Annotated in this window: 27 protein-coding genes; 17 read left to right on the top strand and 10 right to left on the bottom strand. The window is 71.1% G+C overall.

The genetic code is table 11. The features are described 5' to 3' along the window. Positions 1 to 76: 76 nt before the first annotated feature. A complete protein-coding gene (locus ABH940_RS07020) occupies positions 77 to 496 on the top strand; it encodes a GNAT family N-acetyltransferase (RefSeq protein ID WP_370069355.1) in 420 nt (139 codons plus the stop codon). On the opposite strand, the gene ABH940_RS07015 is transcribed toward ABH940_RS07020, so the two are convergent. Continuing rightward, entirely contained in the window at positions 450 to 1,208 is a 759-nt protein-coding gene (locus tag ABH940_RS07015) for an SDR family NAD(P)-dependent oxidoreductase (RefSeq protein ID WP_370104756.1), read from the bottom strand. The genes ABH940_RS07020 and ABH940_RS07015 overlap by 47 nt on opposite strands. Positions 1,209 to 1,337: 129 nt before the next feature. Here ABH940_RS07015 and ABH940_RS07010 point away from each other — a divergent pair, with 129 nt between their 5' ends. From ABH940_RS07010 to ABH940_RS06990, 5 genes are all read left to right on the top strand, one after another. Next, a complete protein-coding gene (locus tag ABH940_RS07010) occupies positions 1,338 to 1,850 on the top strand; it encodes a MarR family winged helix-turn-helix transcriptional regulator (protein ID WP_370104754.1) in 513 nt (170 codons plus the stop codon). 103 nt (positions 1,851 to 1,953) lie between these two features. After that, positions 1,954 to 2,388, top strand: coding sequence for an ArsR/SmtB family transcription factor (locus ABH940_RS07005; protein WP_370069251.1), 435 nt, complete (start codon positions 1,954 to 1,956; stop codon positions 2,386 to 2,388). Beyond that, positions 2,385 to 2,876, top strand: coding sequence for an SRPBCC family protein (locus ABH940_RS07000; RefSeq protein WP_370069253.1), 492 nt, complete (start codon positions 2,385 to 2,387; stop codon positions 2,874 to 2,876). Before ABH940_RS07005 ends, ABH940_RS07000 begins: the two co-directional genes overlap by 4 nt. A 187-nt stretch (positions 2,877 to 3,063) precedes the next feature. Further along, entirely contained in the window at positions 3,064 to 4,110 is a 1,047-nt protein-coding gene (locus ABH940_RS06995) for an SMP-30/gluconolactonase/LRE family protein (protein ID WP_370104752.1), read from the top strand. A 106-nt stretch (positions 4,111 to 4,216) separates the two neighbouring features. After that, positions 4,217 to 5,140, top strand: coding sequence for an ABC transporter permease (locus ABH940_RS06990; protein ID WP_370104750.1), 924 nt, complete (start codon positions 4,217 to 4,219; stop codon positions 5,138 to 5,140). 48 nt (positions 5,141 to 5,188) lie between these two features. Here the strand turns inward: ABH940_RS06990 and ABH940_RS06985 are convergent, their stop codons facing one another. Then, positions 5,189 to 5,776, bottom strand: coding sequence for a TetR/AcrR family transcriptional regulator (locus ABH940_RS06985; protein ID WP_370104748.1), 588 nt, complete (start codon positions 5,774 to 5,776; stop codon positions 5,189 to 5,191). Positions 5,777 to 5,947: 171 nt separating this feature from the next. On the opposite strand from ABH940_RS06985, the gene ABH940_RS06980 reads away from it, so the two are divergent. From ABH940_RS06980 to ABH940_RS06965, 4 genes are all read left to right on the top strand, one after another. Continuing rightward, complete coding sequence (locus ABH940_RS06980) at positions 5,948 to 6,379, top strand: nuclear transport factor 2 family protein (RefSeq protein WP_370069261.1); 432 nt, start codon at positions 5,948 to 5,950, stop codon at positions 6,377 to 6,379. A gap of 64 nt (positions 6,380 to 6,443) precedes the next feature. Next, positions 6,444 to 7,271 (top strand): exodeoxyribonuclease III, encoded by an 828-nt coding sequence (locus tag ABH940_RS06975; RefSeq protein ID WP_370104746.1) that lies wholly within the window; start codon positions 6,444 to 6,446, stop codon positions 7,269 to 7,271. A gap of 68 nt (positions 7,272 to 7,339) precedes the next feature. Next, positions 7,340 to 7,906: a tetratricopeptide repeat protein gene (locus tag ABH940_RS06970; protein WP_370104744.1), complete on the top strand. Its 567-nt coding sequence runs from the start codon at positions 7,340 to 7,342 to the stop codon at positions 7,904 to 7,906. 42 nt (positions 7,907 to 7,948) lie between these two features. Then, on the top strand, positions 7,949 to 8,833 hold the full coding sequence (locus ABH940_RS06965; protein WP_370104742.1) for a sterol desaturase family protein: 885 nt from the start codon (positions 7,949 to 7,951) through the stop codon (positions 8,831 to 8,833). Positions 8,834 to 8,836: 3 nt separating this feature from the next. On the opposite strand, the gene ABH940_RS06960 is transcribed toward ABH940_RS06965, so the two are convergent. From ABH940_RS06960 to ABH940_RS06945, 4 genes are read right to left on the bottom strand one after another with little or no spacing between them, the layout of a single operon-like run. Further along, positions 8,837 to 10,105: an amidohydrolase family protein gene (locus tag ABH940_RS06960; protein ID WP_370069269.1), complete on the bottom strand. Its 1,269-nt coding sequence runs from the start codon at positions 10,103 to 10,105 to the stop codon at positions 8,837 to 8,839. Then, positions 10,102 to 11,430: an amidohydrolase family protein gene (locus ABH940_RS06955; RefSeq protein WP_370069271.1), complete on the bottom strand. Its 1,329-nt coding sequence runs from the start codon at positions 11,428 to 11,430 to the stop codon at positions 10,102 to 10,104. Before ABH940_RS06955 ends, ABH940_RS06960 begins: the two co-directional genes overlap by 4 nt. A gap of 23 nt (positions 11,431 to 11,453) precedes the next feature. Then, complete coding sequence (locus ABH940_RS06950; RefSeq protein ID WP_370104740.1) at positions 11,454 to 12,344, bottom strand: SDR family NAD(P)-dependent oxidoreductase; 891 nt, start codon at positions 12,342 to 12,344, stop codon at positions 11,454 to 11,456. Further along, on the bottom strand, positions 12,345 to 13,172 hold the full coding sequence (locus tag ABH940_RS06945; protein ID WP_370104738.1) for an acetoacetate decarboxylase family protein: 828 nt from the start codon (positions 13,170 to 13,172) through the stop codon (positions 12,345 to 12,347). Positions 13,173 to 13,494: 322 nt separating this feature from the next. Between ABH940_RS06945 and ABH940_RS06940 the strand changes: the two genes are divergently transcribed. Continuing rightward, the gene (locus ABH940_RS06940; protein ID WP_370104736.1) at positions 13,495 to 16,437 is read left to right on the top strand and encodes a penicillin acylase family protein; all 2,943 of its coding nucleotides are present in this window, start codon (positions 13,495 to 13,497) and stop codon (positions 16,435 to 16,437) included. A gap of 30 nt (positions 16,438 to 16,467) precedes the next feature. On the opposite strand, the gene ABH940_RS06935 is transcribed toward ABH940_RS06940, so the two are convergent. Then, the gene (locus tag ABH940_RS06935) at positions 16,468 to 17,025 is read right to left on the bottom strand and encodes a DinB family protein (protein ID WP_370104734.1); all 558 of its coding nucleotides are present in this window, start codon (positions 17,023 to 17,025) and stop codon (positions 16,468 to 16,470) included. Positions 17,026 to 17,055: 30 nt separating this feature from the next. Beyond that, positions 17,056 to 17,721 (bottom strand): NAD(P)-dependent oxidoreductase, encoded by a 666-nt coding sequence (locus ABH940_RS06930; protein WP_370104732.1) that lies wholly within the window; start codon positions 17,719 to 17,721, stop codon positions 17,056 to 17,058. 105 nt (positions 17,722 to 17,826) lie between these two features. Between ABH940_RS06930 and ABH940_RS06925 the strand changes: the two genes are divergently transcribed. Continuing rightward, complete coding sequence (locus tag ABH940_RS06925) at positions 17,827 to 18,273, top strand: MarR family winged helix-turn-helix transcriptional regulator (RefSeq protein ID WP_370104730.1); 447 nt, start codon at positions 17,827 to 17,829, stop codon at positions 18,271 to 18,273. Between the two features lie 51 nt (positions 18,274 to 18,324). Continuing rightward, the gene (locus ABH940_RS06920) at positions 18,325 to 18,960 is read left to right on the top strand and encodes a TetR/AcrR family transcriptional regulator (protein ID WP_370104728.1); all 636 of its coding nucleotides are present in this window, start codon (positions 18,325 to 18,327) and stop codon (positions 18,958 to 18,960) included. A gap of 15 nt (positions 18,961 to 18,975) precedes the next feature. Here ABH940_RS06920 and ABH940_RS06915 read toward each other — a convergent pair whose 3' ends face one another. Then, positions 18,976 to 19,374, bottom strand: coding sequence for a hypothetical protein (locus ABH940_RS06915; protein WP_370104726.1), 399 nt, complete (start codon positions 19,372 to 19,374; stop codon positions 18,976 to 18,978). 181 nt (positions 19,375 to 19,555) lie between these two features. Between ABH940_RS06915 and ABH940_RS06910 the strand changes: the two genes are divergently transcribed. The 3 genes from ABH940_RS06910 to ABH940_RS06900 are packed head-to-tail and all read left to right on the top strand — an operon-like array spanning position 19,556 to position 21,771. Next, a complete protein-coding gene (locus tag ABH940_RS06910) occupies positions 19,556 to 20,377 on the top strand; it encodes a TIGR03084 family metal-binding protein (RefSeq protein WP_370104724.1) in 822 nt (273 codons plus the stop codon). Next, on the top strand, positions 20,374 to 21,549 hold the full coding sequence (locus ABH940_RS06905; RefSeq protein WP_370104722.1) for an acyl-CoA dehydrogenase family protein: 1,176 nt from the start codon (positions 20,374 to 20,376) through the stop codon (positions 21,547 to 21,549). Before ABH940_RS06910 ends, ABH940_RS06905 begins: the two co-directional genes overlap by 4 nt. A gap of 30 nt (positions 21,550 to 21,579) precedes the next feature. Further along, on the top strand, positions 21,580 to 21,771 hold the full coding sequence (locus ABH940_RS06900) for a hypothetical protein (RefSeq protein ID WP_370104720.1): 192 nt from the start codon (positions 21,580 to 21,582) through the stop codon (positions 21,769 to 21,771). A 41-nt stretch (positions 21,772 to 21,812) separates the two neighbouring features. Here the strand turns inward: ABH940_RS06900 and ABH940_RS06895 are convergent, their stop codons facing one another. Further along, positions 21,813 to 22,409 (bottom strand): GNAT family N-acetyltransferase, encoded by a 597-nt coding sequence (locus ABH940_RS06895; RefSeq protein WP_370104719.1) that lies wholly within the window; start codon positions 22,407 to 22,409, stop codon positions 21,813 to 21,815. A 314-nt stretch (positions 22,410 to 22,723) separates the two neighbouring features. Between ABH940_RS06895 and ABH940_RS06890 the strand changes: the two genes are divergently transcribed. Further along, complete coding sequence (locus ABH940_RS06890; RefSeq protein ID WP_370104717.1) at positions 22,724 to 25,249, top strand: glycoside hydrolase family 3 N-terminal domain-containing protein; 2,526 nt, start codon at positions 22,724 to 22,726, stop codon at positions 25,247 to 25,249. Positions 25,250 to 25,289 lie beyond the last annotated feature (40 nt).

The raw sequence follows: 25,289 nt of genomic DNA, 5'->3' as shown, positions 1-25,289 counted from the left end.
GGTTTTTCACTCCTTGGGTTACCGCTGGGGTTCGGGTTGGGGCTGGTGCGGTGTCACCGTTTGTATCGACGCCTCGATGTTCGGGGGCGGGTGTGAAGACGGAGATGGCGTCCATAGGTGGAGTGATTCCCTGAAGTCCCAGGGTTCGTCTTCCGGCTCGGATACGCTGACCACCGCCAGACTCCTGCTCCGGCCGCCGACCGAGGCGGACATCGAGCCTTTGTCGGAGATGAACACCGTCCCCGACGTCATGCGCTACATCGGCGACGGTTCAATCGGGCCGGTGGACCGCGAAGCCACGGCCGGGATCGTCGCGCGGGCGCGGCCGGGCTGGGCGGAGAACGGCTACGGCATGCTGTCGGTGATCACCTGCGACGTCGGTGAGTACGCCGGCTGGGGGCAGTCCGTCGTGGTCCACGCGATTACCCGCGAGGAGCACCTCGCACGGCTCACGCCAGGACCGAGCCTCCCGCCACGTCCAGCACCACGCCGCTGATCCACGACGCCGACTCCGCCGCGAGGAAGAGCGCGGCCTGAGCGACGTCCTCCGGGGTGCCCAGGCGGCGGACCGGATGGGCGTCGACCATGGTGCGCTGAATCTCGGCGGGTATCTGGCGCTGGTTGCGCTCCGTCAGGATCGTTTCCGGGGCGATGCAGTTGACCCGTACGCCGTGCGGGCCGGCCTGCGTGGCGAGGGACCGGGTGAGCAACTCGACACCCGCTTTGGCCGCTGCATAGGCGGCGGGGGAGTGCGGCGTCGGACGACGGGCGGCTGCGGACGACAGAGTGACGATGCTGCCGTGGCCGCGCTCCTTCATGCCCGGAAGGAAGCTCTTGACGGTGAGAAAGGTGCTGGTGAGGTTGGCGTCGATGCTGGCGCGCCAGCCCTCTTCGCTGATCAGCTCGATCGGGCCGGGCGGCACGGGGTTGCCGCCGGCGTTGGTGACGAGGACGTCGACGGGGCCGAACTCGGCCTCCACTCGGGCGCGCAGGGCCTCGATCTCGTCGAACCGGGTCAGATCGGCGGGCACGGCCAGCACCTCGGCTCCGGTGGCGGCGAGTTTGGCACGGACGGCTTCGAGCGCCTCGACGTCGCGTCCGTGGACGACCACGCGTGCACCCTCGGCGGCGAAGCGTTCGGCAATGGCTGCCCCGATGCCCCGGGAACTGCCGGTGACCAAGGCGATGCGGTTCTGCAGTGCGTTCACGGTTCCCTCACGGTCTCTCGGTGTTGCTGGCTCTCGAGGTCCCTTTCGCTGCCTTCTCCGGCAAACGTAGACCTCTCATGCTTCGAAGTCAAAGGGTTCGGCGTCTATGCATCCTGCTAGGCTCGCGCCATGGAGAGCCTGCAACCGCCTCAGCCGACGCCGCCGATGCACACGCCCACCGGGCTCCAGCTGGGGCAGGCGGCCCGAGTGGTGAGCCGGGCGTTCGACGACGCGTTGGAGCGGGCCGGGGGATCGCTGCCGGTGTGGCTGATCCTCCTCAACCTCAAGATCCGACGTCCGGGCACCCAGCGTGAGCTGGCCCAGGCGGTCGGGTTGCGCGAGGCCACGCTCACCCACCACCTCAATGCGCTCGACAAGCGGGGACTGATCTCCCGTCATCGCGATCCGGACAACCGCCGCATCCACGTCGTCAGTCTCACGGAGGAGGGCGAGGCGGCGTTCCTGCGGATGCGCGAGGTGGCCACGGCCTTCGACGAGCGGCTCAACGACGGTCTGACGGATCTGGAGCGCGGCCTGCTAGCCGATCTCCTCCGCCGCCTCACGGCCAATGTCGAGGGCGAGGGTGAGGGCGAGGGCGCGGGTGAGGGGGTGGGCGAGGTCGAGGGTCCGTCGGAGTCCTGAGCGCAGCCTCGGGCATCTTTCTCAACCAATCGGTTGACAAACTCGGGGAGCGGCGTAGCGTTGTTCTCAACCAATCGGTTGAGAAGGCGCCTGGAGGACAGTGGTGGCCGACGATCAGCTCTCCCGGGCGTTCACCGCGCTCGCCGATCCGACCAGACGGGACATAGTGGCCCGGCTGTCCCTCGGTGACGCCACACCCGGCCAGCTGGCCGAGCCGTTCGCGATGTCACTTCAGGCGGTCTCCAAGCATGTGAAGGTGCTGGAGGAGGCCGGGCTGATCAGCCGGAGCCGCGACGCGCAGCGCCGCCCATGTCATCTGGAGACGGCTGTGCTCGCGGAGATGACTGCCTGGGTCGACCGCTACCGGCGCAACGCCGAGGAGCGGTTCCACCGCCTGGACGCCGTCCTCGCCGCCATGGACGTCGAGGCCCCGACGCCGACGCACCGCCCGGCACAGCCACAGCGTGCGGAGCAGGCACGACGTACAGAGCGGAAAGCCCGAACGGATCCGTACGACGAAGGAGTTGCATTGCCATGACGACGCGACCGGTTCCTCAGACCGTGATCGAGGCCGACCCCGAGGTGCCGACCATCCGCATCACCCGTGAGTTCGACGCGCCGCGGTCCCGGGTCTTCCGGGCCTGGATCGAGCCCGAGCTGGTCGGTCAGTGGCTCGGCCCCAAGGACCTCACCACCAAGTTCGACTCCTGGGACCTGCGCACCGGCGGCAGCTACCGCTACCGCCAACTGCGCGACGGTCAGGAGGTCGCGTCCTTCTACGGGTCGTTCCATGAGGTCCGGCCCGAGACGCGCATCGTCCAGACCTTCACCTACGAGGGCGTTCCGGACGGGGTCACCCTCGGTACGGCGACTTTCGAGGACCTCGGTGACGACCGCACCCGCGTCACCATCCTCTCCGTTGCGGACTCCTTCGCCGCCCGGGACGGCATCCTGGCCAGCGGAATGGAGCGCGGAGTGGTCGAGGGATACGAACGCCTCGACACGGTGCTGTCCACGTTGAGCTGAAGGATGCCCGACCGCCCCGCGACGGCGGGTATCGGGCGGAGCAGGATCGCGGTGCGTGAGGGGCTGGTCGCATATGCCGCCTGACCTGCGGTGGTTCCGTACCGGCTCGCCGCGCGGCATGATGAGGCCTCAGCAGCGCGCGTGCCGTGGAGCCGGGTGCTGAGACTCTGGCAGGGGGTTCGCCGCCATGGCCCATCGGCCGCCGATCCGTCCCGAGGTGTGGACGCCGCCGCGTCGGAGCGGGCGGGCGCGGGCGTGGAAGCACCAGCGGTCGCTGCCCCCGGTCGACCTGATCCCGTTGTCCGGGCTGGGACCGGAGGACGTCGTGGTCGACGTCCAGGGCCGGGTGCTCTGCGGCGTCGCCGACGGGCGGCTGCTCCGGCTCAGCCCGGACGGGCGCGAGGCGGTGACGCTCGCCGACATCGCCCCCGGCCGCCCGGCCGGTCTCGAGGCGCTGCCGGACGGGCGGGTCCTCGTCTGCGACGCCCGCGGCGGACGGCTGCTTCGCGTGGACCCGGACAAGGGAACCGTCGAGACGCTGGCCGACCGGATCGGCGGCGTCCCGCTGAAGCTGGTCAGCAACGTGGTCTGCGCCGCCGACGGGACCGTCTACTTCACCGAGTCCAGTCGCCGCTTCGTCATCGACAACTGGCGTGGTGACCTGCTGGAACACTCCGGCACCGGTCGCCTGCTGCGGCTGCGTGCCTCTGGCGGAAAAGGGCACGGCAAGGGGCACGGCGAGCCGGAAGTGCTGTTGGACGGGCTGCAGTTCGCCAACGGGCTGGCGTTCGGTCCGGACGAGTCGTACCTGGCCGTCGCCGAGACCGGTGCGTACCGGGTGTCGCGGTACTGGCTCACCGGAGAGCGGGCGGGCACGCGGGACACCCTGATCGACCTCCCCGGATTCCCGGACAACCTCGGCGCGGGCACCCACGGGCTGCTCTGGATCGCGATGGTCGCGCCGCGCGACCCCCTGCTGGACACGCTGCACCGCATGCATCCGGCGGCGCGTCAGGCGCTCTGGCGCGTTCCGGACGCGCTGCTGCCGGGGCCCAAGTCCACCGTCTGGGTGATGGCCGTCGACACGTCCGGACGAGTGGTCCACGACCTTCAGGGGCCGACCCCGGCCTTCCGCGCCGTCACCGGCGTGGCGGAGCACGACGGCCGCCTCTACCTCGGCTCGCTGACCGAGCCGTCGATCGCCACCATCGACCTGGCCCACGTGCGGCTCTGACGCACGTGCGGTGCTGACCGACGTCCGCGCTGACCCACGTGCGGCGCTGACCCACGTACGGCTCTTGTGCCGGGCGACCTCACGTGACGCGTGAGAACGTCGGGGGGTGAGCGAAGGAGTCGTCAGCGCGACGCTCGACGCGGACAGTCCGGGCGACCCCGACGCGGGTTTGGCCCCGGGCGAGCTCGCCGCGAAGTACGGTCTGGCGCTGAGCGGAAAGCGTCCGCCGCTGGTCGAGTACAGCAGGCAGCTGTGGTCACGCCGCCACTTCGTGCTGGCCTTCGCCACGGCTCGGCTGACGGCCGCCTACACCTCGGCGCGGCTGGGCCAGATCTGGCAGGTGATGACGCCGCTGCTCAACGCGGCCGTCTACTACCTGGTCTTCGGCATGCTGCTGCATACCAACCGCGGCATCCAGAACTACATCGCCTATCTCTGCACCGGCATCTTCACCTTCCAGTTCACCCAGTCGGCGGTGCTGGCCGGGACGCGGGCGATCTCGGGGAACCTGGGGCTGATCCGGGCGCTGCAGTTCCCCCGGGCCTGCCTGCCGCTGGCGCTGACCATCGTTCAGCTCCAGGAGCTGGTGGTCTCGATGGTCGTGCTGGCGTTCATCATCCTTTCCACGGGCGAGCCGCTGACCCTGAAGTGGCTGCTGGTCCTGCCGGTCCTGGTGCTGCAGACGGTCTTCAACGCGGGGCTGGCGATGCTGCTGGCGCGCTGGGGTTCCAAGACGACGGATCTCTCCCAGCTCATGCCGTTCGTGATCCGTACGTGGATGTACATGTCCGGCGTCTTCTGGAGCGTCCAGACCGTCGGCGCGCACCTCCCGCAGGCGGTGCGGACCCTGCTCAACGTCAACCCCGCGCTGGTCTTCAACGAGCTGATGCGCTACGCGCTGATGGACTCCGTCCAGGCCAGCAGCCTGACCCACCACATCTGGCTGCTCGCCCTCGGCTGGGCGGTCGTCGCAGGCGTGGTGGGGTACGTGCACTTCTGGCGCGCGGAGGAGGAGTACGGGCGGGGATGACGACGGGCGGGGATGACGACGGGTGGGCATGACGACGCGTCGGCATGACTACGGGCGCGGAGCGGTCCGTAGGCCGTCGTAGATGACCTGTCTGGCGAGACCGCTGTGCCCTGCGCGGGAGCGCTCCGCGGCGACCGCGCCGATGACGAGGGCGTGCAGGTCGGCGAGGTCGATGTCGGTGCGGACCGTATCCGCCGCCTGCGCGCGCCGGAGCAGGTCGGTGAGCACCGCGCGCAGGTCGGCGGCCACGGCGAGGGTGGACTGCTGCAGGTCGACCCCGGCGCCGGTGAGCGCGTCGGCGAGGTCCATCTTGCTGCCCGCGTCGGTCACCATCACGTCCAGGAAGCGGAAGAAAGCCTGCTCGGTCGCGGCAGCGTCACCCGCTTCCGGGAGCGACGCCAGCGCTTCGCGCCCCACGGCAGTCAACGACTCGATCCGGTCGGAGACGACGGCTTCGAAGAGGGCCTCCTTCGTGGGGAAGTGCCGGTACACCGTGCCTGCGCCGACTCCCGCCCTGCGGGCGATCTCGTCCAACGGCACGGCCAGGCCCTCGGCGGCGAAGACCTCGTTCGCCGCGGCCAGCACTTTGGCGCGGTTGCGGCGTGCGTCGGCGCGCAGCGGGCGGCTCTCGGCCATGGGGGCTCCTGTTCCGTGCCGCGCCCGTCCGGAACTTCCGTGGACAAGCGGGGCGTGCGTTCCGTAAAGTCGAAGCGGGGCGGTCGTTCCGATTCTACGACCCAGCCCTGGTTCCGTCTGCCGTGCGCGCGTCCTACCCGTACGTGCGCCCGTCCCACAGGGGAGAGATCCATGTCGAACCAGCACCGCACCGCCCGCGAGACCGTCGAACTGCTGCTGCGTACGACGGTCGAGGGGAGCCGTGACGACCTCGCCGACCTCTACGCGCCGGACGTCGTCGTGGAGATGCCGTTCGTCCGGCCGGGTTTCCCCTGGCGGACGGAGGGGAGTGAGACGCTGCGCAGCCGAATGAAGGCCGTCGAGGGTCTGTGGAGCTACGACGCGGTCGACGTCGTGGCGCTGCACGAGACCGTCGATCCGGAGGTCGTTATCGCGGAGTTCCGTGTCCACGGCCGCACGAGCGCCGACGGCACGGAGTTCACGCTGGGCTTCGTCAACGTGATCCGGGTGGTGGACGGTCTGGTCGTCTCCTCGCGCGACTACGGGAACCCGCTGGAGGGCGAGTTCCTGGCGTCGCTGCTGCCGCAGGCGATGCAGATGTAGTCGCCCGGCGCGGGGATGGGGCCGCTTCGGCGGCGCTGTCGGTGGCGGACGGTAGGTTGTGGCCATGACCGTTCGTATCGCCACGTGGAACATCAACTCCGTCAACGCCCGGCTGGAGAAGCTGCTGGAGTGGCTCCGTTCGGCGCAGCCGGACGTCGTCTGCCTGCAGGAGCTGAAGTGCGCCACCGACGCCTTCCCCTACGACGCCGTCGCCGAGCTGGGCTACGAGACCGCCGCGCACGGCACGGGCCGGTGGAACGGCGTGGCGATCCTCTCGAAGATCGGCATCGAGGACGTGGTCCGCGACCTGCCGGGCCAGCCGGGTTACCTCGACCCGGCCGCCGCCGCGGAGGATTCGCTGATCCCGGCCGAGCCGGAGGTCGAGGCGCGGGCCGTCGCAGCCACCTGCGGGCCGGTCCGGGTCTGGTCGGTCTACGTGCCGAACGGTCGCGAGGTCGACCACCCCCACTACGCCTACAAGCTGCGCTGGCTCGGCGCACTGCGCGACGCGGTGGTCGCCGACGCGGCGGGCGACCGGCCGTTCGCCGTGCTCGGCGACTACAACATCGCGCCGACCGACGCGGACGTCTGGGACATCGCCAAGTTCGACGGCGCCACGCACGTGACGGCCGCGGAGCGTGCCGCGCTGACGGACCTGCAGGACGTCGGTCTGGCGGACGTGTTCCCCCGCCCGCTCAAGTACGACCACCCGTACACCTACTGGGACTACCGTCAGCTGAGCTTCCCCAAGAACTTCGGGATAAGGATCGACCTGGTCTACGGCAACAAGCCGTTCGTCGGGGCGGTCAGCGACTCCTACGTCGACCGCGAGGCGCGAAAGGGCAAGGGCACCTCGGACCACGCCCCGGTCGTGGTGGACCTGTCGCTCTGACCCTGATCACTGGGTGCCCCGGCAACCGCGTTCGCCTTGCCCGGTCCGGCTGTGCCAGGCTTCCGGGCATGACCGACAAGATCCACATGGGTGCGCTCGACGTCAACGACTGGGAGCGCCGGAGCAACGAGGCGTGGGCCGAGATCGACGGCTACTACGCGCGCGAGGCCGAGGCGGAGTTCCGGGAGCGGATCGACAGGCTGGCCGACGAACTGCCCGCCGGCGATCCGGTCGCGTCGTTCGAGCGGGCCTGCGCCTGGGACTCGACCGGCCACTCGGACAAGGCCGTGCCGCTCTACCGGGAGTCTCTGGAGCGTGGCCTGGCCGGGATGCGGCGGCGTCGGGCGGTGGTGCAGATGTCGAGCTCGCTGCGGAACATCGGCCGTGTCGAGGAGGCCATCGAGCGGCTGACCGCCGAACGGGAGAACCACGACCCGGACGCGGCCGTGCTGAAGGACGCCGTCGCCGCGACGCTCGCGCTGTGCCTGGTGGAGGTGGGCCGGGGTCGTGAGGCGGTGTCCCTGGCCGTCGGCGCGCTGGCGCCCCATCTGCCGCGCTACCAGCGGTCCATGGCGAACTACGCCCGGCTGCTGGTCGAGGGCGACGACGGTACGGCGTCGGATACCGACGGGTAACGACCTCTGGTCAGCGCAGGTCGGCGCCCCTACGCTGCCCGCATGCCGAATCTGCCTGATCCCGTGCTGTGGTCCATACCCGCGTTCCTGCTGCTGACGATCATCGAGATCGTCTCCTTCCTGGTCCGTCCGGACGAGGACGAGCAGGGCTACGCGACCAGGGACACCGCGACCAGCATCAGCATGGGACTGGGCAGTCTCCTCACCAACCTGCTCTGGAAGATCCCGGCCTTCGCGCTGTACACCCTCGTCTACGCGCTGACGCCGCTGCGGGTCGGCGTCCACTGGTGGACGACGGTGCCGCTGATGCTTCTGGCGCAGGACTTCTGCTACTACTGGTCGCACCGCAGCCAGCACCGGGTGCGGCTGCTCTGGGCGCAGCACGTGGTGCACCACTCCAGCCGGCACTACAACCTGTCGACGGCGTTGCGGCAGCCGTGGACCGACCTCACCTTCGGCGTCTTCTACCTGCCGATGATCGCGCTCGGCATCTCGCCCGCAGCGGTGGCGTTCTGTTCCTCGGTCAGCCTGGTCTACCAGTTCTGGATCCACACCGAGCGGATCGGCAAGCTCGGGAGGCCGGTCGAGCTGCTGTTCAACACGCCCTCGCACCACCGGGTCCACCACGCGTCCCAAGGCGGCTATCTGGACCGGAACTTCGGCGGCATCCTGATCGTCTGGGACCGGCTCTTCGGGTCGTTCACCGAGGAGGCCGGTCAGCCGGTCTACGGGCTGACCAAGAACATCACGACGTTCAACCCGCTGCGGGTGGCGACGCACGAGTACCTCTCGATCGGCCAGGACATCGCCGCCGCCGGGGGCTGGCGCGAGCGCCTCGGCTACCTGTTCCGCGGGCCGGGCTGGCGGCCGGCCGGCAGCGCCACCGAAGCGCTCGTACCGGCCGCCGCCCTGCTGCCGACGGACTGAACATCACCACACCCGCACGGACGAACCCTTGGCGAAGGCCGGGCTGGTCGCGCCCGGCGGGATCTCGGTCAGCGGGCGGGCGACCTCACAGGCCAGCGGGCCGACCTTGGCGGCGAGCGCGTCCAGCGCCGGGAGGTCGAAGCCGTAGACGCGGGCGGCGTTGCCGCCGACCATCGCCGCGACCTCGTCGTGCGGCACGCCCGCGAAGGCGACGCGCAGCGCTTCCGTCGTGTACGGGTAGGTGCCCTCGTCGTGGGGGAAGTCGCTGCCCCACATGATCTTGTCGAGGCCGATCCGGTCGCGCATCGGGACCTCGTGGGCCCGCATGAAACTCGCGCCGACATAGCAGTTGCGCTCCCACGCGGTGCGCGGGCCGTCGCCCATCAGCTCGGCCAGTCCCGCGCCGAACTTGGACTCCGCCGTGGCCGCCCGGGTGGAGGCGCCGACCAGCCGCCGGTGGTAGTACTCCAGCATGTCCAGCACGCCGGGGATCCAGCCGGAGCCCTGCTCGGTGAGCACCAGCCGGAGCTGCGGATGCCGGTGGAACACCCCGGCGAAGGCGAGATGCCACAGCGCCCGGTGCGAGAACCAGGTGGTCTCCACCATGAAGACGGCCCGCGCCGCCGGCTCCTCGCGCAGCTCCGGACTGGCCGAGCCCGCATGGTGGTTGACCGGGACGCCCAGCTCGGCGCAGACCGCCCAGAGCGGCTCGTAGACGTCCGACCAGAGCTCCGGTACCGGCGAGCCCGGCGGCACGCCCGGCAGCAGCAGACCGCCCGACAGGCCGGCAGCGTGGCAGCGTCGTACCTCGTCGACGGCCTCGTCGACGTCGTTCAGCAGGATCTGGAAGGTCCCCGCCCGGCGGCCCGGTGCCTGGGCGCAGAAGTCCGCCATCCAGCGGTTGTGGGCCTGCAGTCCGGCCCAGCGCAGGTCGAACTCCTCGGCGGTGGGCTGGACGGCGCTCAGCGAGGCGCTGGGGAAGAACGGCGGGACGGTGTTGGGGAAGACCACCTCGGCGACGATGCCGTCCTGCTCCAGCTCGGCGAGCCGGCGGTCGGAGTCCCAGTTGCGGGCGGCCTCGGGGGCCATCAGGTCGGTGAACGGGTTGACGTAGCGCGCGGCCCAGGCGTCGAACTCCTCGTGGAGCGCACCGGGCAGGTAGGGACGATAGTCGAGCAGGTCCGCGCCCGCGTGGCAGTCGGCGGAGACGACGGTGTAGCGCTCGGGGCCTGGTACGGGCGATTCGGGTCCTTGCTCCGACGACGCCGTCACAGCGTCCTCCCCTCCGTCGGGGCGGTCGTGCCGAGGAACGGGAAGTCGTGGCCGGTCAGCCAGTGCCGGCCGACCGCCTTGGCCGGAGCCCAGGCGGCCTCGGCGGCGGACTGGTCCTCGGGCTGGCCGAGTTCGGCCGGGGCCGGGCCGATCCGGCGGGCGATCGGGGCCAGTTTCGCCGTGTCGAAGCCGAAGATCTCCGCGCAGCTGCCGCCCAGCATCCGTCGGGTCTCGGCGATCGGGATGTCGTGGAAGGTGGTGCGCATCCACTGCCGGGTGTTCGGCCAGGTGCCCTCGGGGTGCGGGAAGTCGCTGCCCCAGCAGATGTTGTCCACGCCGATCTCGTAGCGGTGGGCCAGTTCGCGGCGCTTGGTGTTGGTGGCGGCGATGAAGCAGTTGCGGTCGACGTAGGCGCTCGGGGCCATGGTCAGCTCGGAGAACGGCGAGAGCTTCTTGCCGCCGTGCGCGCCCAGGTAGAGCCGGTCCATGAACCAGAGCAGGTTGGGCAGCCACCAGCAGCCGGACTCCGCGACGCCGAACCGGAGCCCGGGGAACCGCTCGAAGACGCCCGACCAGAGCAGGAACCAGAGCGGCCGGGACGGCCAGAAGGTCACCTCGGTGACGTAGATGCCCAGATGGTCGCCGTACTCGTGGCGCGGCGCCGCGCCGGAGTGGGTGACCACCGGCATCCGCAGCTCCTCGCAGACGGCCCAGACCGGGTCGTAACGCCGGTCGTGGTAGGGCGCCTGGTCCACCCACATGGCCGGGATCATCACCGCGCCCAGCCCGTCGGCGTGGGCGCGGCGGACTTCGGCCACGACCGTGTCCGGGTCGCCGGTGATCGGCAACAGCGCCACGCCGCAACGGCGTTCGGGGCTGCCGCCGGCGCGGACGAACTCGGCGAGCCAGCGGTTGTGGGCGCGGGCCCCGGCCATGCCGAGTACCGGGTCCTGGTCGCCGCTCAGGCCGAGACCGACGCCGAACGGCGCGGCGGTGCGCGAGTCGACGGCGTCCGCGTCCGGGAACACCACCTCGCCCGCGACGCCGTCGCCGTCCAGCTCCTTGTCGCGCTGGACGGCGTCCCAGCCGCCGCGCAGACCCTCCTCGTGGTCCTCGAACCACTTCTGCGCGAAGGCCTCGTTTCGGACGCCCAGTCGGGTCGCCTCCTCGCGGCGCGCCTCCGCCTGGGCGAGGAACTCGTCGAAGGCGCGGTGGTGGGCCGTCTCCAGGTACGGGCGGTACTCCTCGGTCGGCAGCCCGGCATGGCAGTCCGAGGAGATGATCAGATAGGGGTCGTCGTACGGATACGGGTCGTCGTAGGTCACGCTTCCTCCGCTTCAGCGAGCTGTCAGTCGTCGCCGAGGACGAACTTCTCCAGGTAGGCCGGGTTGCTGCGGTCGAGCATCGACTGCGAGCGGGCCCGGATCTGACGGTCGCTGTGCTCGCTCGGCGGCAGCATCCAGAACCGGTCCGCGCGGATTCCGTCCACGACGGTGGCGGCCACGTCCTCGACGGGCGTGAACTCGATCGTCTGCCCCGCGGCTTCCATCGCAGCCTCCCACTGGGCCAGGCTGCGGTACGGGGTCTTCCGCGGGCGCTGCTTGGCGTAGCGGTCGGGGCGGTTGCGGTGCGATTCCCACAGTCCGGTGCGCAGCATGTGCGGGCCGGGGAAGACGACGGACGCGCCGATCGGCGCTCCCTCGGCGCGCAGGTGCGCGTAGAGCGACTCGGTCATGGTGACCACGGCCGACTTGGTCACCGCGTAGACGGACGCGGTCGGCAGCGGTGCGATGCCGCCGTCGCCGGAGGAGGTGTTGACGACGTGTCCGGCCTCGCCGCCCGCGAGCATGCGCGGCACGAAGGCCTGGACGCCGTGGAAGACGCCCCAGATGTTGACGGCGAAGGCCCACTTCCAGTCGTTGGGCTCGTGCTCCCACATCCGCCCCTCGGCGCCGGAGCCGACGCCCGCGTTGTTGCAGAGCACATGGACCGCGCCGAACGCCCGGTACGCGGTCTCGGCCAGCGCCTCGACGCTGTCGCGTTCGGAGACGTCGGTGAGCTGCCCGACCGCCTCCGCGCCCTGTTCGCGCAGTCCGGCCACGGCTTTGTCCAGCGCGGCCTCCTCGACGTCGGCGAGCACGACGCGCAGGCCCTCGGCGGCGAAGCGCTGCGCCATCGCCAGCCCGATGCCGCTCGCCGCGCCGGTGACGACAGCGACCTGACCCGGTGTCAGCTCCATTCAGACCTCCTCAGTCGTGGCTGGGGGCGGGGCGGCCGCAGGCGGCGTGACCGAGTCGAGCACCTGCGCCGGGTCGTCGTAGCGCTGGTGGACGAAGGGCAGCAGCGCCTGCGGGCTGACCCGTTCGACGACGCGTCCGCGCTGGTCGGAGGTCTTCTCGCCGAGGGTGATCTCCAGCAGCCGCCGCACCGGCAGGTCGGCGACCGGGTCGAAGGCGGACTCGCGCAGGATCACCTCCCCGTCGACGGCCTCCAGCCTGCGGACGCGCTCGGTGCGGGTGCAGTGGACCAGCACCGGGTCCAGGTCGAAGCCGTCGCCGTCGACGGCGGGCAGGAACTTGAAGTAGAAGTCGACCTTCTCGGTCTCCTCCGGGAGCGGCAGCGCGCCGGTGACCCGGCCGCGTACCTCGACGAAGTCGACGCCGTGGCGGCCGAGTCGGGCGACGACCGCCTCGCCGTCGCGCGCGACGCTCACCTCGCCCAGCTTCTTCGGCTCGCCGAAGACCTCCCGGCCGCCGGTCAGCGCGCGCTCGGTGGTCATCGGCATCACCAGCGGGTACCAGCCGCTCTGCGCGCCGTGCTGTGCGGCGACGGCGAACGACCCGGCGCCGAGCGGCGAGCCGAAGATGTCCACCTGGCTGATGTTGACCCGGACCAACGGCCGCTCGCCGGGTTTGAGCGGCGCGGGCAGCACTTGCGCCACCACGTCGGGGTCCGTCTCCCAGACGGCCACCACACCGGTGGACCAGATGTCGGGGAGGACGGACCGGGCGTCCCGTGCTGCCTGAATCTCGGCCTCGGTGCGCGGGCCGTAACGAACGCGTGCCATGGCGTGCCGTCCCTTCGCTGGGTTCCGCTCGGCGAGTTCAGCACCTCGGCGAGCTCTGTAACGGTGTTACTCCGAACCGCGCGAAGGGGGAAGGGTCACGACGGCGTAACTGTTCGCTCCGCCACATCCCGGCGAGAGTGGGTCATTTGACCAAGTCGGAGGCTGTTTCGGCGGCGGAGCGGGCCGGCTCCCTGGCATGAGCAGGAAAAAATGCTGCTGTCCGACACCTTCCTGACCGGTCAGTAACTGACCTACTGTCAGGGCCACTCGACCAGCTTGATCACCCGGATCAGCTGGGCTCACGCAAGGGAAGGGAGCGGACATGCGGCGATTCCTCCTGCGGTCCCGACCCGTCGCCGCGGTGGCCGTACTGGTCACCGCGGTGGCGCTGGCGTTGCCGTCCGGAGCGGTGGCCAGAACGGCCGGGGCTGAAGGCACGGCGCCGAACACGGCCCAGCGCACCTCGGCGGCCACGGTCCCGTACGACTACTGCGGCGGGCAGTGCAACGACATCCTGCCGCCGGGAGAGAACGGCAACGCGACGCTGCTGGACATCATCGGCAACCGCGCGTTCGGCACCAGACCCGCTCATACGGACGACCAACTCGCTCCCTACGCCGCGCTGGTGGACGACTACACCGGACTCACCGACGCGGACCTCGGCAGCTACTTCAACGACTCGTCCTTCGGCGTCCCGCCGGGTCAGGTCGACAGCAGCATCAAGCCGCGCACCGACGTCACCATCGTCCGGGACAAGTCGACCGGCACGCCGCACATATACGGGACCACGCGCTACGGCACCGAGTACGGCGCGGGTTACGCCGCAGCGCAGGACCGGCTGTGGGTGATGGACCTGTTCCGGCACGTCGGACGCGGGGAGTTGAGCAGCTTCGCCGGTGGCGCGCTCGCCAACCGGCAGCTGGAGCAGAGCTTCTGGCAGGCCGCCCCCTACACCGAGAGCGAACTGCAGCAGCAGATCGACGCCGTGGCCAACCAGGGCCCGCGCGGCAAGCAGGCGCTGGCCGACGCGCAGGCGTACGTCGACGGGATCAACGCGTACATCACCAAGGCCTACAACTCCCGTACCTTTCCCGGCGAGTACGACCTGACCGGGCAGGTCAACGCGATCACCAACCAGGGTGCGATCCAGCCGTTCAAGCTGACCGATCTCGTGGCGCTGTCCTCGGTGATCGGCGCGCTGTTCGGCTCGGGCGGCGGAAACCAGATCCAGTCCGCGCTGGTCAAGGAGGCCGCCGACGCCAAGTACGGGGCCACGGAGGGCGACCAGGTCTGGAACTCGTTCCGTGAGCGCGAGGCGTCGAGCGCGGTGACCACGCTGCACGACGGCCAGAGCTACAACTACGGCCAGGATCCGCCGAAGCCGCAGGGTGTCGCGATGCCGGACCCGGGCTCGGTGACCCCGCAGCAGCTCGTCTTCGACCCGACGGGATCAGCGGCGTCGAGCTCCGGTACGACCGCGGCCACCACGGCGGCGAAGGCCGCGGTCAAGAGCGAGGACAAGGCGCAGGCGGCCAAGGCGCCCGCGCGACTGCGGCCGCTGGCCGGGGTGTTCGACCAGGGCGTGGTGCCCGGCAACCTGCTCACCGCCAAGCACGGCATGTCCAACGCCCTTGTCGTCTCCGGCAAGTACACCGACGACGGACACCCGGTCGCCGTCTTCGGCCCGCAGACCGGCTACTTCGCGCCGCAGCTGCTGATGCTGGAGGAGATCCAGGGTCCGGGGATCAGCGCCCGTGGCGCGTCCTTCGCCGGGCTCAGCTTCTACGTGGAGCTCGGCCGTGGCCAGGACTACTCCTGGAGCGCCACCAGCGCCGGCCAGGACATCACCGACACCTACGCGGTCAAGCTCTGCAACACGAACGGCACGCCCGCCACCAAGGACTCGATGGCGTACCTGGACAACGGCGTCTGCACGCCGATGACCCCGCTGGAGCGCGACGACTCCTGGAGTCCGACCCTCGCCGACAGCACGCCCGCCGGCTCGTACAAGCTCATCATGTACCGGACCGCGTACGGCCTGGTCGCCTCGCGGGCGACGGTGCAGGGCGTCCCGGTCGCGTACACCTCGCTGCGCTCGACGTACATGCACGAGGCCGACTCGATCATCGGCTTCCAGATGCTCAACGACCCGGGCGCGGTGGACTCACCGCAGACCTTCCAACAGGCGGCGCAGCACATCGACTTCACCTTCAACTGGTTCTACGTCGACGACGCGCACACGGCCTACTACAACTCCGGCCTGAACCCGGTGCGTCCGGCGACCGTCGCGGCCGACCTGCCCACCTGGGGCACGCCACAGTACGCCTGGACGGACTTCGACCCGGCCGCGTACACCGCCGCCTACACCCCGCCCGTGCAGCACCCGCAGAGCGTCGACCAGGACTACTACGTCTCCTGGAACAACAAGCAGGCCACCGGCTACGCCTCCGCCAACTTCGGTGACGGGCCGGTCCACCGGGCCAACCTGCTCGACAGCCGGGTGCGGGCGCTCGTCGCGGGGGCCGAGCAGGGCAAGAAGATCACCCGCGCCACGCTGACCCAGGCGATGGAGAACGCGGCCGTGACCGACCTGCGCGGTGAGGACGTGCTGCCCGAGCTGCTGGCCGTCATCAACAGCGCGCCGGTCACCGACCCCGCCCAGAAGGCCCTGGTCGCGCAGCTGCAGGCATGGCTGGCGGGCGGCGCGCAGCGCAGGGAGACGTCGGCCGGCAGCCACACCTACGCGGACGCCTCCACGATCCAGACCTTCGACGCCTGGTGGCCGCTGTTCGTACAGGCGGAGTTCCAACCCGACATGGGCCAGGACCTGTTCAACGCGATGATCGGCGCACTGCAGATCAACGAGTCGCCCTCGGGCGGCCAGACCGGCCCGTCCGACGGTCCGTCGGACGCCAGCCAGTCGATCCCGCACAAGGGTTCGTCGTTCCAGTTCGGCTGGTGGTCCTACGTCGACCTGGACCTGCGCACGGTCCTGGGCCAGCACCCGGCCGACCCGCTCGCCCGCCCGTACTGCGGCGGCGGCGACCTGGCCCAGTGCCGGCAGCTGCTGCTGATGACCCTTCAGCAGGCGGCGGCCGAACCGGCCTCCCAGGTCTACCCCGCCGACAGCACCTGCGCGGCGGGCGACCAGTGGTGCGCCGACTCCATCGTCCAGCGCCCGCTGGGCGGCGTCACCGACCCCAACATGAACTGGCAGAACCGCCCGACCTACCAGCAGGTGGTGCAGTACACCTCGCATCGCTGACGCATAGTCAGGTGGTGTGAGCAGCAGGGATCAGCGCAGTCCGTGGAGGTAGAGGTCGCGCAGCACGGCCACTTCGGCGCCGTGGTGCGCGACCTCGTCCAGGGCGTGCAGGGCGAGCGCGAGGTAGCTGTCCGCGCCGTAGGGGTCCGCGATCGGTCCCATCGGCTCGACCAGCCTCGCGTCGCGCGTCGCGGCGACCCGGGCCCGGAACCGGCCCCAGTCCTCGGCCAGCAGGGCGATGCCCTCGGCAGCCGTGCCGGGCCAGTCCCGGCTGTCGTCCGCCGGAACGACCAACCCGCCCTTGAAGTACCGGTCGTAGCCGCGCAGGCAGTCCGCGCCGATGTGCCAGATCCGCCAGGCGATGGTGCTGAACGGCGCGGGCGTGACGTCCCGCCCCGGTCGCGGATCCGCGCGGAAGCGGCCCCCGTCGTCGGAGGGACGGACGGTCAGGCAGTCGGGGACGGGCTGCCACAGGTACTCCGCGTCGCTCAGCCCGTCGAGGCGGGCGAGGATGCGATCCCGCGCCTCGTCCAGGGTCATCAGCACATCGCGGGTGATCGGGCCTTGGGGGATAGGGCCTTGTGTCATTTCCCGAGACTAGGCCAGGTTGACGGCCCGTCAGTACGCGATCCCGACAACCTGCCGCACGGACTCCGGTCGCGTCAGCGTGCGGAGCATCAGGTCGGCGACGTCGGCGCGGGAGATCTTGGTGCCGCCCTTGAGGTTGCGGCCGAGGGCGGTGCGGTAGTCGCCGGTGCGGGGGCCGTCGGTGAGCTGCGGCGGCCGGATGAGGGTCCAGTCGAGGGAGCAGGCGCGGACGGCGTCCTCCATGGCGGCCAGGTCGGCGTAGTGGCCCTTGAACGCCTGCTTGACCATGGGGTTGAGCAGATGACGCATGAAGAGGCCGTCGCCCGGGTCGTGACGCGGTGGGTTCGGCCGGGCGGGGGACGGGACCGTGCCGATCGGGGCGGCGCTGACCAGGACCAGGCGCTGCGTGCCGACGGTCTGCATCGCGTCGACCAGTGCGACCGTCCCGCGGGTGGCGACGCCGTGGTCGGCCTTGGTGCGGGCGCCGAGGCCGGAGAGCACCGCGTCCGCGCCGGTCACGGCGGTGCGGAGGGCCTCCGGATCCGGGCGGGAGAGGTCGACAGTCACCGCCGGGACGTCGGCGTCGAGCTTGGACGGGGTGCGGACCACGGCGGTGACCTGGTGTCCTGCGGCGAGGGCCTGGGCGAGCAGCTGGCGGCCGATGCCGCCGGTCGCTGCGACGATGACGAGCTTCATGGCGTCTTCCCTGGGGTGGGCGTGGGTAGGGTCTACTTTGTACGCCGTACTCTATGGAGACGATATCATATGGATTCCAAAACATCTCGACCAGAGGGGCGCGGCGTGGTCCGTCGTGACGTGACCGAGAGCCTGCGCGAGCTCGGGATCCAGCTGGCGCAGCTGAACCGCCGGGTCAGCGGGCGGCTCGGGCTGCGCGATGTCGACATGGACTGCCTGGACCTCATCAGTCGTCTCGGCCCGATCGGTCCCGGCGCGCTGGCTCGGACGGCGGGCCTGCATCCGGCCACCGTCACCGGGATCCTGGACCGGCTGGAACGGGACGGCTGGATCGTGCGCGAGCGTGCGCCGGAGGACCGGCGGGCGGTGCTGGTCCGGGCGCTGGCACAGCGCGGCGGGGAGGTGTTCCAGCAGTTCGCGGGCATGAACGGAGCGGTGCGGCAGATCTGCTCCGACTACGACGCCGAGGAGCTGCGCGTGATCGCGGAGTTCCTGGAGCGGGTCGCCGATGCCGGGAGGTCGGCCACGGCGGCGCTGGAGGAGGAGAATTGATGGTGCGTCAGTTTTGATCCCCCAGGGGACCCAAGGGGAGGTGAGGGACACGTGGTGGTGAACGAGCGGCTCGGCAGGCTCAGCAAGGACGCGGTCCTGGACGCCGCTGCGGACCTGGTCCGCGCCCAGGGGCCCGCGGCGCTGACCATGCGACGGCTCGCCGCCGAACTCGGCTGCGCCGTGACCGCGATCTACTGGCATGTCGGCAACCGCGAGGCGCTGCTGGACGAGTTGGTCGCCCGGACTGTACGCGAGATGGGCCGGATCCGCGCCGAGGGCGCCACGCCCGCCGCTCGGGCCGAGTCCGTCGCCCTGGAGCTGCGCCGGAAGCTGCGCGCCCGCCCGCATCTGATCGCGCTGGTGCACGAACGCGGGCTGACCGAGCGGATGATGCTCCCCGCGCAGCGCGCCCTCGCCCATGAGGCGCACGCGGCGGGGCTGCGCGGGGCCGCTGCGGCGGAGGCGGTGCGAGCGGTCCAGTTCCACGTCGTCGGCTTCGTCCTGGTGGAGCGCAACCGCGAGCGCGCGCCGGTGCAGCATCCCGGCGAGCCGGACCTGTGGGACGACGCGACCGCCGAGCAGGACCCCGGCCTGGCCCGGGCCTTCGCCGAACCGCCGGACGTGGACCGGCTCTTCCGGGTGACGACCCGCGCGGTCGTCGCGTCGCTCTGGGGGAGCGGCGCGTGAGGTTTGGGCGCTCTCTCAGGCGTCCTGCTGCTCGCGCCGTTCATGCTGCTCGCCGCCGTCGCCGCTGTCCGGGTCGCGGCGATGGCGGCCCGAGGACTCGCTCCGCGGGCCGGGGAGCAGGCCGGACGACAGCGGCGGGGTGAAGAAGCGCGGCGCGGCGCGGGCGAGATGCTGCCACTCCTGGTCGGGGACCCCGGGCACGGTCCGGCCCTCGCGCACCCAGACGCGGGACAGGTCGGCGTAGATCGGCTCCGGCTCCAGTTTCGGTTCCAGTGTTGGAGTGGGTGTTGGAGCAGCTGCGAGCGCCGGCCGCGGATGCTGCGCGGACTCCGGTTCGCGGCCTGGCAGCCACGTCTGCTGGAACGTTTCTTCGCCCGCGACTGCAGGGCCGGCTTCCGGTGCGTCCGTGTTCATACTCGGAACAACGAGCCGGGTCTGCTCCGGCAACCACTCGGACGGCGGATACCTCCTCGGCGCTCACGGATTTCCCGGTTGTGCCGGGGTGGCAAAACAATCAGGCGTCATTGATTCTTTTCTGACGCCGTGTCATCGTCGACGCGCGAGCTGTCCGGAACGCAGCAGTGGGAGACGATCCATGGCGGACCCACGGCCGATCCTGGCCGACCTTGACACCGAGTCACGGCGTATCGACGCCGTGGTGGCCGACGAGAAGACCGACTGGGCCACGCCCACCCCGGCGGAGGGGTGGACCGTCGCCCACCAGATCGCCCACCTGGCCTGGACGGACGCCAAGGCGCTCCTCGCCGTCCGGACGCCGGAGGCCTTTGCCGAGGAGCGCGTCCGCGCGTTGCAGGCCGGTGACGCGTACGTCGACGCATGTGCGCGCGAGTGGGCCGCCCGGCCGCGTGAGCGGCTGCTGGCGCAGTGGCGTGCCGGGCGCGAGGAACTGTCGCGGGCGCTGTCCGACGCCGCGCCGGAGCTGCGACTGCCCTGGTACGGGCCGCCGATGAGCGTGGCGTCCATGGCCACGGCGCGGCTGATGGAGACCTGGGCGCACGGCCAGGACGTCCACGACGCGCTGGGCCTGGTCCGCGAACCCACCGACGGGCTGCGCCACATCGCCCGACTCGGCGTCCGGACCCGCGACTTCGCCTTCGCCGTGCACGGGTTGACGCCGCCGGACGCCGAGTTCCGGGTGGAGCTGCGCGCGCCGGGCGGCCAGGGCGGGAGCGTCTGGGGCTACGGGCCGGAGGGCGCCGACCAGCGGGTGAGCGGCAGCGCGTTGGACTTCTGCCTGCTGGTCACCCAGCGCAGGGCCCTTGCCGACACCGATCTGCGGGCCGTCGGCCCGGACGCCGCCACCTGGCTGCGGATCGCCCAGGCCTTCGCCGGACCGCCCGGAGCCGGACGCGGTGTGACGGGCATGGACGCGACCAGGATGCGGGAGGAGTCGTGACCGAGACCGCTGAGCGAAGCGAACTGCGGGCGCTGGTACGGCGTTTCGTCAAGGCCGAGGTCCTGCCCGAGCTCGACCGGTGGGAGCAGGACGGCGAACTCCCGCGCGAGCTGCACCGCAAGGCCGCCGCGATCGGGCTGTTGGGCGTCGCGTTGCCGACCGCGCTCGGCGGCGGAGGCGGGGATCTGCTCGACGCCCTGGCCGTCACCGAGGAACTGCTCTGCGCGGGCGGCTCGGGCGGGCTGGTGGCGTCGTTGCTGACCGGCGGCATTGCCCTGCCGCACCTCGTCGCGGCGGGCGACCCGGCCCAACTCGACCGCTGGGTCCGGCCGGTGCTGGCGGGGGAGGCGATCGGTGCGCTGGGCATCACCGAACCCGACGCCGGCTCCGACGTCGCGTCGATTCGCACCACCGCGCGCCGGGAGGGCGACCACTATGTGGTGAACGGGGCCAAGACCTTCATCACCTCCGGCTGCAGGGCCGACTTCGTCACCACCGCGGTCCGCACCGGCGGACCGGGCGCGCACGGGATCTCGCTGCTGGTGGTGGAGCGCGGCACGCCGGGATTCACGGTGACCCGGCGGCTGGAGAAGATGGGTTGGCGCTGCTCGGACACGGCTGAGCTGTCCTTCACGGACGCGCGGGTGCCGGTGGCCAACCTGGTGGGGGCGGAGAACAGCGGGTTCGTGCAGATCGCCACGCAGTTCGTCACCGAGCGGCTCGCGCTCGCGGCGCAGGCGTACGGGCATGCCCAGCGTGCGCTCGACCTGGCCGTCGACTGGTGCCGGGCGCGGCACACCTTCGGCCGTCCGCTGATCTCCCGTCAGGTCGTCCAGCACACGCTCGCCGAGATGGCGCGGCGGATCGACGTCGCCCGCGTCTACACCCACCATGTGGCGGAACGCCACATCGCGGGCGGCGGGGCCGGCGGCGGGTCGGGCGACGGGTCGGGCGAGGACGTGGTGACCGAGGCGTGCTTCGCCAAGAACACGGCGGTGGAGACCGCGGAGTGGGTGGTCCACGAGGCCCTCCAACTCCACGGCGGCATGGGCTACATGCGCGAGTCGGAGATCGAGCGCCACTACCGCGACGTCCGCATCCTCGCCATCGGAGGCGGCGCGGACGAGATCCTGACCGGACTCGCGGCGAAGCGTCTCGGGTACAGCGGCTGAGCGCACTACGCTGTCCGCACGGGCTTCGACGTGGTGCGGCGGGGATACGCGCGTGCGCAGGTGGACACCTTCCTGGCGGCGCTCGCCCGCGGTGACCTTCCGGCGCAGGGGGAGGCGCAGGGGCAGCCGCCGGCGTTCGACGTGGCCTGGCGTGGCTACGACCGGCAGCAGGTCGACGCGCGCATCGCGGAACTGCTGCAGGGTCCGGACGGCCTCGGCTGAGGACCGCCGACGCGCCGAGAAGCGGAGAAGCTGAGAAGCCGTCACGCGGGTGCGGCGTAGCAGTGGACGGGGACAAGGCGGTCCGGTCCCCACTGCTGGTCGACCGTGCCGAGCAGGGACCAGCCCGCGCGTTCGTACAGGGCGACGGCGGAGGCGCCGGTGGTCACCACGTCGAGGACCGGCGCGAGACCGCGACGGCGCGCCTCCTCGGTCGCCCGCGTCAACAGCAGTGCGCCCGTGCCGAGTCCGCGCGCGGCGGGGCCGACGAAGAGTCGGCTGACCACGGCCGCCTCGGCCTCGGGACGGCCGGTCGCCCTGCTCCACAGCGCCGGTGCGGAGTCGCCCGGCCCGCTCGCGGAGAGCGCGACATGGCCCGCGATCCCGGTTCCAGCACCGCAGTTGACGGTACCGTTATCGCCGCGAGGCGTAGGGACCGTCGCCACCCAGGCCGTCAGCATCCGACGCGGCGTCAGCCAGGCGGCCGGGAGGTCGGGCCAGTCCTGCGGGTAGCCGTCGCGTTCGTGGACTTCGGCCAGCACGCGCACGCAGGCGTCGAGGTCGGCCTCGGCGCGCAGGCGGAGCCGCGTGGAGGACTCCGTGGAGGACTCCGGAGTGGAGCACGGCCGGGTGGAGGACACCTGTGCGGGCCTTTCGTGGGGGCGGAAGGAACTGACCCTACCGGGGGTCGCCCGTCGTCGGGGAGCGATCGCGCGCGCTCGGCTGAGCCGTCCCTGTGTTTGACGAGATGACGGCGTCGGCGCCCAGGAGGGCACCTGCGTTCAAGAAGTCAACGCTGTAAGCAGTCTTGACGCTCGTGCCGCATCAGTGGCTCCATGTGAGGCGTCATCAGTTGAACGCATGCCCGCGCCGCGCGGTGGTGGGGCATGCCTGACGGCCTGTGAGAGAGCGCTCCCTTCCGATCGAAGCCGAACGGCCCGAACCAGGAGTCCTCGTGACGATCCCCAGATCCTCCAGCTTCAGTGCCCAGCTCTTCAGTGCCACCCGCCATCCCCGACTGTTGGCGGCTGCCACGGCGACCGCTGCGGTCGCCCTGGCCGTCCCGCTGCTCACCGCCGGCGGGAACGCCTCCGCCGCCTCCGCCGGCCGGGGCGCCCCGGGCGCCGGTTCGGCGTCGGGCTCCGCCGCGTGGCTGGACCGGTCCCTGCCCGTCGCCACCCGCGTGGACGCGCTGCTGCACGCCATGACGCTGCCGGAGAAGGTCGGGCAGATGGACCAGCAGCTGGTCACCACGCTGACCGACCCGAACGGCGCCACCTGCGCCGACAACGGCTTCAACGTGCCCAACCCGTCCTGCATGCAGAAGATCCTGGTCGGCCAGAACGTGGGCTCGGTGCTGGCGGGCGGCACCAACGACCCGGTCGACACCACCGGCAAGGGCGGGACCGGGAACACCGGCTACGACTGGGCCAACGAGTACAACATCATCCAGAGTTACGCGATCCAGCACTCGCGGCTGCACCTGCCGCTGCTCTTCGGGGTCGACGCCGTGCACGGCTTCGGGCACCCGTACCAGGCGCCGCTCTTCCCGCAGTCGCTCGGCATGGGCGCGACCTGGGACCCGTCGCTCGCCCAGGCGGGCGGCCAGGTCACCGCGAACGCGCTTCGGTCCACCGGCTGGAACTGGGACTTCGCACCGGTCCAGGACCTGGCCCGCGACCCCCGCTGGGGCCGCACCTACGAGACCTGGTCCGAGGAGCCGGCACTCGCCGAGGCGATGGGCGCCGCGAACATCACGGGCATGCAGGCCCCCGGCCCCAAGGGCTCGCTGCCGGTCAGCGCGACCGTCAAGCATTTCGCGGGCTACTCGCAGTCGATCAACGGCCACGACCGGGACGAGGCGCTGCTGCCCCTCAACTACCTCCAGTCCACCATCCTGCCCTCCTACGAGGCGGGCATCGACGCGGGCGCCGACACCGTGATGGTCGACTCGGGTTCGATCAACGGCGTCCCGGCGACCTCCTCGCACTACCTGCTCACCGACATCCTGCGGAACCAGATGCACTTCGGCGGGGTCGTGATCAGCGACTACCAGGACGTCACCGCGCTGCAGACGACGTACCACATCGCGGCCGACCTGCCCGGCGCCATCGCCGCCGCGGTCAACGCCGGTGTGGACATGAGTATGCAGGTCAACGACCCGGCCTCGTGGCAGCAGGCGATCCTCCAGGACGTGCGGACCGGTCGGATCTCCCAGCATCGGATCGACCAGGCCGTCGGCCGGATCCTCACGCTCAAGTTCAAGCTGGGTCTCTTCGACCTGCCCTGTCTGACGGACGCGAACGCCCCCTGCGTCGACGCGTCGTCCGCCGACGCCGCCGTCACCTCCGGGCGTGACCAGACCCTCAAGGCGGCCCAGGAGTCGCTGGTCCTGCTGCGCAACCAGAACAACGCGCTGCCGCTGGCCGCAGGCAGCCACATCGTGGTCACCGGGCCCAGCGCCGACTCGATGACCAACCAGCTCGGCGGATGGAGCGTCAGCTGGCAGGGTGTCGCCGGGGCCGGGCACGTCTGCTGCATGGGCGACCCGAACCAGATCCCGCCCGGGACGACCGTGCTGGGTGGCATCAAGTCGATGGACCCGAACGCCGTCTACGCGCCCGACCAGGCGACTGCCGTGGCCGACTCGTCGAGCACCAGTGCGTACGTGGTAGCCGTCGGCGAGAAGGCCTACGCCGAAGGGCTCGGCGACAACCCGGCCCCGGCGCTGGCCGACGACCAGAAGGCGCTGATCTCCGCGCTGGAGGCCACCGGCAAGCCGGTCATCGTCGTCGTCATCGCCGGACGACCGTTGGGCCTTGGCCCGGCGGAGAACGCCAATGCCGTGCTGATGGACTTCCAGGGCAGCACCGAGGCCGGTCAGGCCGTGGCGCAGGCACTGTTCGGCACGATCGACCCGAGCGGCAAGCTGCCGATCACCTGGGCCTCGGACGCGACCACGGTGGGCGGTGACTTCAACGGCACCGCGCCCTCGCCGCTCGGCGACGAGCCGAAGTTCTTCGACCAACTCCCGGGCACCGGTTCGGGGGCGGGCCACGCCTACAATCCGCTCTACCCGTTCGGCTACGGCCTCTCCTACACGAGCTTCGCGGTCAAGGACCTGAGCGTGGCGCCGACGGCATCCGCGCGCGGCGGCCAGGTCACCGCGACGGTGACGGTGAGCAACACGGGCAGTCGGGCCGGGACCGACATCGTGCCGCTCTATGTGGCGCAGCCGGTCAGTGACCAGACCATCGCCCCGCCGCAGCGCCTGGTCGGCTTCACCCGGGTCGACCTGGCCGCCGGGCAGTCGAAGACCGTCCGGATCAGCTTCGACCTGCGGCAGTTGGCGGTGAGCCAGGGCGACATCGACTCTGCCGCCGCGCCGACCGTCCAGCCGGGCGCCTACCAGGTGCAGATCGACAACGACGACACGACGCCGTACGACGTCGCCCTCTCCACACCGTTGACGGTCTCCTGACCCAGGTGAAGCAAGAAGGCCGCCCCCGCGTCGAGCGGGG

It is taken from the genome of Streptacidiphilus sp. BW17 (genome assembly GCF_041262485.1).
Classification (GTDB): domain Bacteria; phylum Actinomycetota; class Actinomycetes; order Streptomycetales; family Streptomycetaceae; genus Streptacidiphilus.
The sequence above is the reverse complement of the archived record's forward strand: the minus strand, read 5'-3'. Positions and strand labels throughout refer to the sequence as shown.